The organism is Mycobacterium sp., assembly GCF_040398885.1.
Lineage (GTDB): Bacteria > Actinomycetota > Actinomycetes > Mycobacteriales > Mycobacteriaceae > Mycobacterium.
On record NZ_JBBATF010000144.1, the window covers coordinates 1 to 8,585 of the forward strand.

The 8,585-nt window shown below is 70.9% G+C and carries 3 protein-coding genes; all 3 read left to right on the forward strand.

Annotation, left to right across the window (positions count from 1 at the left end; genetic code table 11):
* The coding region (locus tag ADBZ5U_RS12770; RefSeq protein ID WP_526810738.1) for a putative PEP-binding protein at nt 1-1,419 on the forward strand (1,419 nt) is incomplete at its 5' end.
* Nucleotides 1,400-3,889, forward strand: coding sequence for a magnesium-translocating P-type ATPase (gene mgtA / locus ADBZ5U_RS12775; protein WP_526810739.1), 2,490 nt, complete (start codon nt 1,400-1,402; stop codon nt 3,887-3,889). The genes ADBZ5U_RS12770 and mgtA, both read left to right, overlap by 20 nt.
* 278 nt (nt 3,890-4,167) lie before the next feature.
* Nucleotides 4,168-8,585: fatty acid synthase subunit beta domain-containing protein (locus tag ADBZ5U_RS12780; protein WP_526810741.1), on the forward strand; the 4,418-nt coding region annotated here is incomplete at its 3' end.

Below are 8,585 nucleotides of genomic sequence, written 5' to 3' on the forward strand. Positions count from 1 at the left end.
TGCCCGCAGGACACCGAGTGGGCGATCGCCGACGGCAGGACCTACATCGTCCAGACCCGGCCCATCACCACCCTGAACCGGGCCGGCAAGCCCGCCGCCGAGCAGCACGAGGTTCTGGTCCAGGGCCTGCCGGCCGTGCCGGGCGCGGCGTCGGGCACCGTGCGGGTGCTCGCCGACGTCGGCGACGGCGCCCGACTGCGCGACGGCGAGGTGCTGGTCGCCCAGATGACCAACCCGGACTGGCTGCCCACCATGCGGCGGGCCGCCGCGCTGGTGACCGACAGCGGGGGAATGACCTGCCACGCGGCGATCGTCGCCCGGGAACTGGGGGTGCCGTGCATCGTCGGCGCCCGCACCGCCACCAGGGATCTCACCGACGGCATGGTGGTGACGGTGGACGGCACCCACGGCCGCGTGCTGTCCGGCCGGGCCGACACCCGCCGGGCCGAACCGGCGGCCGCCGTCGCCTCCGACGCCGGCGCCCGGGCCCCGGCGTCGGAGGTCACCGCGACCAGGATCTACGTCAACGTCGCGATGCCCGACGCCGCCGAACGGGCCGCCGTGCTCGACGTCGACGGGGTGGGACTGCTGCGCGCCGAACTCATCCTCACCGATGCGCTGGGCAACCGGCACCCCCGCGACCTGATCGCCCGCGGCGAGCAGAACACCCTGGTCGAGAAACTCGCCGAGGCGGTCGGACGGGTCGCGGCGGCGTTCTCGCCGCGGCCGGTGATCTACCGCGCCACCGACTTCCGCACCAACGAGTTCGCCCGGCTCTCCGGCGGAGAGGCCTACGAGCCCGAGGAGCACAACCCTATGATCGGCTACCGCGGCTGCTTCCGCTACATCAAGCAGCCCGACGTGTTCGCCCTGGAACTGCAGGCGCTGGCCCGGGTCCGCGAGCGGAATCCCAATCTGCACTTGATGATTCCCTTCGTCCGAACCAAATGGGAGCTCGAGGAGTGCCTGTCGCTCATCGACGCCGGCCCGCTGGGACGTCAGCGCGGACTGCAGCGCTGGGTGATGGCGGAGGTGCCCTCGGTGGTGTACTGGCTGCCCGAGTACGTCGGGATGGGCATCGACGGGGTGTCGATCGGCAGCAACGACCTGACCCAGTTGATGCTCGGCGTCGATCGCGACTCCGACGTGGTTGCGGAGTTGTTCGACGAGTCCGACGCTGCGGTGCTCGACGCCATCGGCCGGATCATCAGCATCGCACGGCGGCACGGGATCTCCGCGTCGCTGTGCGGTCAGGCGCCCTCCACCAGGCCGGACTTCGCCGAGCACCTGGTCCGGATGGGCATCACCTCCATCTCGGTCACCCCGGACGTCGCCGAGCGGACCCGGCGCAATGTCGCCGCGGCCGAACGCCGTCTGCTGCTCGAGTCGGTGCGTCCGCGTGCCGGGGACGGGTCATGACCAGGGCCTGAGTTCGGCCGAGGCGGCGGCCCGACTCGCGCGGTTCGGCCCCAACTCCGTTCGCACCCACCGAGTCAGCGCCGTGGCCGTGCTGCGCCGTCAACTCAACAACGCCGTGCTCGGCCTGCTCGCGCTCACCGCGGCGGTCTCGTTCTTCCTCGGCGACCGCACCCAGGCGCTGATCATCGGCGTCATCCTGGCCATCAGCGTCGGACTGGGATTCCTCAACGAGTACCGGGCCGAGCGCGCCACCGCCGCGCTGCACTCCCGGGTCCGGCACACCGCGTTGGTCCGGCGCGACGGACACACCGTCAAGGTCGACGTCAACCAACTGGTGCCCGGCGACGTCATCGAGTTGACCCTCGGCGAACTGGTGCCCGCCGACGTCCGACTGCTGGCCGTCAACGGACTGGAGTGCAACGAGAGCATCCTCACCGGGGAGTCCGAACCGGTCGAGAAGCAGACCTCGGACCCGGCGTTCATGGGCACCGTCGTCAGCGCCGGGAGCGCCACCGCAGAGGTCGTCGCCACCGGCCGCGACGCCCGGTTCGGGCAGATCGCCGCCGGACTCGGTGAGCGTCAACCCGAGACCGACTTCCAGATCGGGCTCCGCCGGTTCTCCTACCTGCTGCTGTGGGTGGCCTTCACCCTGACCGTCCTGATCCTGCTGACCAACCTGTTGCTGCGCCGCCCGGTCATCGACGCGGTGCTGTTCTCGCTGGCGATCGCGGTCGGCATCACCCCGCAACTGCTGCCCGCCGTGGTCAGCACCAGCCTGGCCACCGGCGCGCGTCGGCTGGCCCGGCTCAAGGTGCTGGTGAAGCGGTTGGTCTGCATCGAGGACCTCGGCGACATCGACGTGCTGTGCACCGACAAGACCGGCACCCTGACCGAGGGCAGGGTGACCCTGCTGGAGGCCGTGGACGCCGGGGGCCGACCGGACGCCGGCGTGCTGCGCGCCGCCCTGCCGGCAACCGACTCCGCGTTCGGCGAGACCAGTGCGAACCCGATGGACGCCGCGCTCTGGGAGGCCGCGCCCGAGGGCGCCACCGGTGTGCGGCGGGTTGCCGGACTGCCTTTCGACCACACCCGCCGGGCCAGTTGCGCGCTCGTCGACCTCGACGACCGCTCTCGCATGCTGATCGCCAAGGGCGCACCCGAGCAGGTGATGCAACGCTGTGCGGCGATTCCGGCCGGGGCGCACGACACCGTCGAGGCGCTGTTCGCCGAAGGGCGCCGGGTGGTGGCGGTGGCCAGTCGGGCCGCACCGGAACTCACCGCCGTCACGCCGGCCGACGTGGCCGGGCTGCGACTGCTCGGGTTCCTGGTCTTCGCCGACCAGCCCAAGTGGTCCGCGCGTGACTCGCTGGCTCAGCTCGCCCGGCTCGGCATCGAGGTCAAGGTCGCCACCGGCGACAACCCCCTGGTGGCCGAAAAGGTCTGCGCCGAACTGGGATTGGCCTCCAGGGGGACCGTGACCGGAGCGCAGCTGGAGCGACTCGACGACGCCGGGCTGGAGGCCGCCGCCCGCGACGCGACGGTGTTCGCCCGGATCTCCCCGGAGCAGAAAGCGGCCCTGGTTCGGGTGCTGCGCCGCACCGGCCGCTCGATCGGGTTCCTCGGCGACGGCGTCAACGACGCCCTGGCTCTGCACTCCGCCGATGTCGGCATCTCGGTGGACAGCGCCACCGACGTGGCCAAGGACGCCGCCGACGTGGTGCTGCTGGAGAAGGACCTGGGGGTGCTCGCGACCGGCGTGGCCGAAGGCCGCCGGATCTTCACCAACACCGTCAAGTACGTGCTGATGGGCACCTCGAGCAACTTCGGCAACATGTTCTCCGCCGCGGCCGCGTCGGCGGTTCTGCCCTTCCTGCCCATGGAGCCCAGTCAGATCCTGCTCAACAATCTGCTCTACGACACCTCGCAGTTGGCCATTCCCACCGACCGGGTCGACGACGAGCAGTTGCACGCCCCGTCGCACTGGAACATCGCCTTCATCCGGCGCTTCATGTTGACCTTCGGCCCGATCAGTTCCCTGTTCGACTTCCTCACCTTCGGGCTGATGCTGGGGGTCCTGCACGCCGGGGCCCGGGAGTTCCGCACCGGCTGGTTCCTGGAGTCACTGGCCACCCAGACCCTCATCATCGTCGCCATCCGGACCCGGCGGATCCCGTTCTTCCGCAGCAGGCCCAGCGGTGCGCTGCTGGCCGCCACCATCGGGGTCATCGTCATCGGGGTCATCCTGACGCAGGCGCCGGTGGGGGCCGCACTCGGCTTCGTCCCGCTGCCGTGGCAGTTCTTCGGCGCCCTGGCGCTGCTGACGCTGGCCTACCTGGTGCTGGTGGAGGTCACCAAGAAGGTGTTCTACGCCGAACCGATCCGGGCCCCCGGCGCACCGCCGCGCACCCGCGGCCGCGAACACCGGATCGGGCGGCGCGCGGCGAGGTTCAGCCACCCCGGCCGGTTGTGAGGCGAGGCCGCCCGGCGCGGGGCGCCACGGCCCTGATGGTCAAATAACGATTCGGTAACGATGCCCTTGTGAGCAGGGCAGTTGCGGTTACTCAAGCGTAACCGGCTGCATGCAGCACGTTTGGCGCGAACGCCGTTCCGGACACCGGCCCCGGGCCATATCCGCAGGTCGGTTACTCCCGCGTAGAACTTGCGAGTAACAAATCATTCGCAAAAGAAATCGTCGTTCTTATGGGACTCTCAAGGCAGTAGAAGACTGCGTTTTTAGGAGATTTCATAGTGACGATCAGCGAGCACGACCGGCGGCCGGCAGGCAACGACACCGACCGGGTGGCCACCTACGCGCTCGTTGACCGACTCAACGCCGGCGAGCCCTACGCGGTCGCGTTCGGGGGACAGGGCAGCACCTCCTGGCTGACCAGTCTCGAAGAGATCGTCACCACCGCGGGTATCGAATCGGAACTGGCGCGACTCGTCGAGGACGCCGAACTGTTCCTGCGGCCGCTGGCCGACGAACTGGTCGTGGTGCAGCCCATCGGCTTCGACCCGATGCAGTGGGTCCGGGCGCTGGCGGCCGGGGAACCGGTGCCGTCCATCGGCCAGCTGACGTCGGCCGCCGTGTCGTTGCCCGGCGTGCTGCTCACCCAGATCGCCGCGATCCGAGCCCTGTCGCGGCAGGGTCTGGAGTTCGAGGACGCCCCGCCGGTGGCGGTGGCCGGTCATTCCCAGGGCATCCTGGGCGTCAAGTCGTTCGAGGCGGGGGGCGCCAAGGACGTCGAGCTGCTCGCGCTGTCGCACCTCCTCGGCGCGGCCGGGACACTAGTGGGCCGGCGCCGCGGCATCATGGCACTCGGCGAACGCCGCCCCATGGTGGCGGTCAACAACGCCGAACCCGACCGCATCGCCGCGCTGCTCGAGCAGTTCGGTCACGATGTGAGCACCGTGGCGCCGCCGGTGCTGTCCATCCGCAACGGCCGGCGCTCGGCGGTCCTGACCGGCACCCCCGAGCAGATCTCCCGATTCCGGATCTACTGCGAGCAGATCTCGGAAAGGGAGGCCGCCGAGCGCAAGAACAAGCTGCGCGGCGGGTCGGCCTTCGCGCCGGTCTTCGACCCCGTCGCGGTCGAGGTCGGCTTCCACACCCCTCTGCTGTCCGACGGCGTGGATCTCCTCGGCAAGTGGGCGGCGGTTCTGGGAATGGACGTCGAGGCGACTCGCGCGCTGACCAAGACCGTCGCAGTCGATCCCGTCGACTGGGTCCGGCAGGTCGGCGAGGTCCAAGCATCCGGAGCGCGGTGGATCCTCGATCTCGGGCCCGGTGACATCCTGACCCGGATGACCGCTCCGACCCTCCGCGGGTCGGGCATCGGCATCGTGCCGGCGGCCACCCGCGGCGGTCAGCGCAACCTGTTCACCGTCGGCGCGGCACCCGAGGTCGGCAAGCCGTGGTCGAGTCACGCGCCGTCGGTGATCAGCCTGCCGGACGGTTCGGTCAAGTTGTCCACCAAGTTCACCCGGCTGACCGGTCGCTCGCCCATCCTGCTCGCCGGCATGACCCCCACCACCGTGGACGCCAAGATCGTCGCCGCCGCGGCCAACGCCGGGCACTGGGCCGAACTGGCCGGCGGCGGCCAGGTCACCGAGGCCGTTTTCGAGCGCCGGATCGCCGAGCTGACCGAACTGCTGGAGCCGGGTCGGGCAATCCAGTTCAACGCGCTTTTCCTCGACCCGTACCTGTGGAAGCTGCAGGTGGGCGGAAAACGCCTGGTGCAGAAGGCCCGTCAGTCCGGCGCACCGATCGACGGGGTGGTCGTCAGCGCCGGCATCCCCGACCTCGACGAGGCCGTCGAACTGATCGACGAACTCACCCAGGCCGGGATCTCGCACATCTGCTTCAAGCCGGGCACCGTCGAGCAGATCCGCGCGGTGATCCGGATCGCGGCCGAGACGCCCGCCAAGGCGGTCATCGCCCACATCGAGGGCGGCCGCGCCGGCGGGCACCACTCCTGGGAGGACCTCGACGACCTGCTGCTCGCCACCTACTCGGAACTGCGTTCGCAAGACAACATCACGGTGTGCGTCGGCGGCGGTATCGGCACGCCGGAGCGCGCCGCGGAGTACCTCACCGGCCGCTGGTCGCTGGCCCACGGCTACCCGCTGATGCCGGTGGACGGCATCCTGGTCGGCACGGCGGCGATGGCCTGCCTGGAGGCGACCACCTCGGCGTCGGTCAAGCAGTTGCTGGTCGACACCGCCGGCACCGACCAGTGGGTCGGCGCCGGAAAAGCGGTCAGCGGCATGGCCTCCGGGCGCAGCCAGCTCGGCGCCGACATCCACGAGATCGACAACTCCGCATCGCGGTGCGGCCGGCTGCTCGACGAGGTGGCCGGGGACGCCGACGCGGTGGCCCGCCGGCGCGACGAGATCATCGCCGCTATGGCGGCGACCGCCAAGCCCTACTTCGGCGATGTGGCCGAGATGACTTACCTGCAGTGGCTGCGCCGCTACGTCGAGCTTGCCGTCGGCGACGGCGCCGGTGCCGGTGCCGCCGGCCCGGATTCGCCGTGGCTGGACGGCACCTGGCGGGACCGCTTCGCGGCCATGCTGCAACGCGCCGAAGCCCGCCTGAACGCCGTCGAGACCGGAATGATCCCCACCCTGTTCGGCGACACCGATGGCGAGCGGGTTCTGGAGGACCCGGACCGGGCGATCGCCGCGCTGCTGGACCGTTACCCGGACGCCGCGTCGGTGCTGTTGCACCCCGCCGACGCGCCGTTCTTCGTGGAGTTGTGCAAGACGCCGGGCAAGCCGGTGAACTTCGTGCCGGTGATCGACTCCGACGTCCGTCGCTGGTGGCGCAGCGACTCGCTGTGGCAGGCCCACGACGACCGCTACACCGCAGACCAGGTCTGCATCATCCCCGGCATCGCCGCGGTCGCCGGAATCGACCGGGTGGACGAGCCGGTCGGGGAGTTGCTGGACCGATTCGAGGCCGCCGCCGTCGCCGAGGTGCTGGCGTCGGGCAGCCAGCCGCAGCCGGTGGCCTCACGTCTACAGGGGAGTCTCGGAGTCGCCGGCCCCCTGGCTCTCGTGCTGGACTCACCCGACGTGCTGTGGGCGGGTCGCACCGCGATCAACCCGGCGCACCGGCTGGGCCGGCCGTCGGACTGGCAGGTTCTCGACAACCGTTCCGCCACCAACCCCTCCACCGGCGCGCGGCTGGAAGTGGTCGGCGCCGACCGGGTGGTGCTCAGCGTTCCGCTGTCGGGCACCTGGATCGACATCGCCTTCACCCTGCCGCCCACCGTGGTCGACGGCGGCGCGCCGATCGTGCTCACCTCCGACGCCGCGGCCGCGATGCGGTCGGTGCTGGCCATCGCCGCCGGCGTGGACGGACCCGACGCGCTGCGCACGGTGGAGCCCGGGCATCCCACCACGGTCCGGGTGCCGTGGGACCCCGACCGGGTCGCCGACCACACCGGTGTCACGGCGACGTTCGGCAGCCCGCTGGCGGCGACGCTGTCCACGGTGCCCGACGCCCTCGTCGGCCGGGCCTGGCCCGCGGTGTTCGCCGCCATCGGCGGCGCCACGACGGAATCCGGCTTCCCGGTGGTCGAAGGGCTGCTGAGCCTGGTGCATCTGGACCACGCCGCCCGGCTGGTCAAGCCGCTGCCGCGGCACAAGACCGAGATGGTCGTCACCGCCACGTCCTCGGCCGCCGTCGACACCGAGGTCGGCCGGGTGGTGCCGGTCACGGTGACCATCAGCGACGAAGACGGCTCGCTGTACGCGGTGCTGGAGGAGCGTTTCGCCATCCGCGGCCGCACCGGTCCGACCGAACTCACCGACCCGGTGCGCGCCGGGGGAGCGGTGTCGGAGAACGCCACCGACACCCCGCGCCGCCGCCGCCGCGACGTCCGCCTCACCGCACCGGTGGACATGCGGCCGTTCGCCGTCGTCTCCGGTGACCACAACCCCATCCACACCGACGGCACCGCAGCCCTGCTGGCCGGGCTCGAGGCGCCCATCGTGCACGGCATGTGGCTGTCGGCCGCCGCTCAGCATGTCGCGACGGCCACCGACGGCAAGCCGGGCACGCCGGGCCGGCTGGTCGGCTGGACCGCCCGCTTCCTGGACATGGTCTCGCCCGGCGACGAGGTCGACATCCGCGTCGACCGAGTCGGAATCGACTTGGGCGCAGAGGTTTTGGAGATCGTCGCCCGGGTGGGAGACCGGATGGTGATGTCGGCCACCGCCCGGCTGACTTCCCCCAAGACCGCCTACGCGTTCCCCGGCCAGGGCATCCAGCACAAGGGCATGGGCATGGAGGTGCGGTCCCGGTCCAAGGCCGCGCGTGCGGTGTGGGACCGCGCCGACGCCTTCACCCGCGAGCACCTGAGCTTCTCGGTGCTGCACGTGGTGCGCGACAACCCCACCTCGCTGATTGCCGACGGGGTGCTCTACCAGCACCCCGACGGTGTGCTGTACCTGACGCAGTTCACCCAGGTCGCGATGGCCACCGTCGCGGTCGCCCAGGTCGCCGAGATGCGCGAGCAGGGTGCGTTCGTGGAGGGCGCCATCGCCTGCGGCCACTCGGTCGGCGAGTACACCGCGCTGGCCTGCGTCACCAGCATGTACGAACTGGAGGCGCTGCTGGAGGTGGTGTTCCACCGCGGCAGCAAGATGCACGACATCGT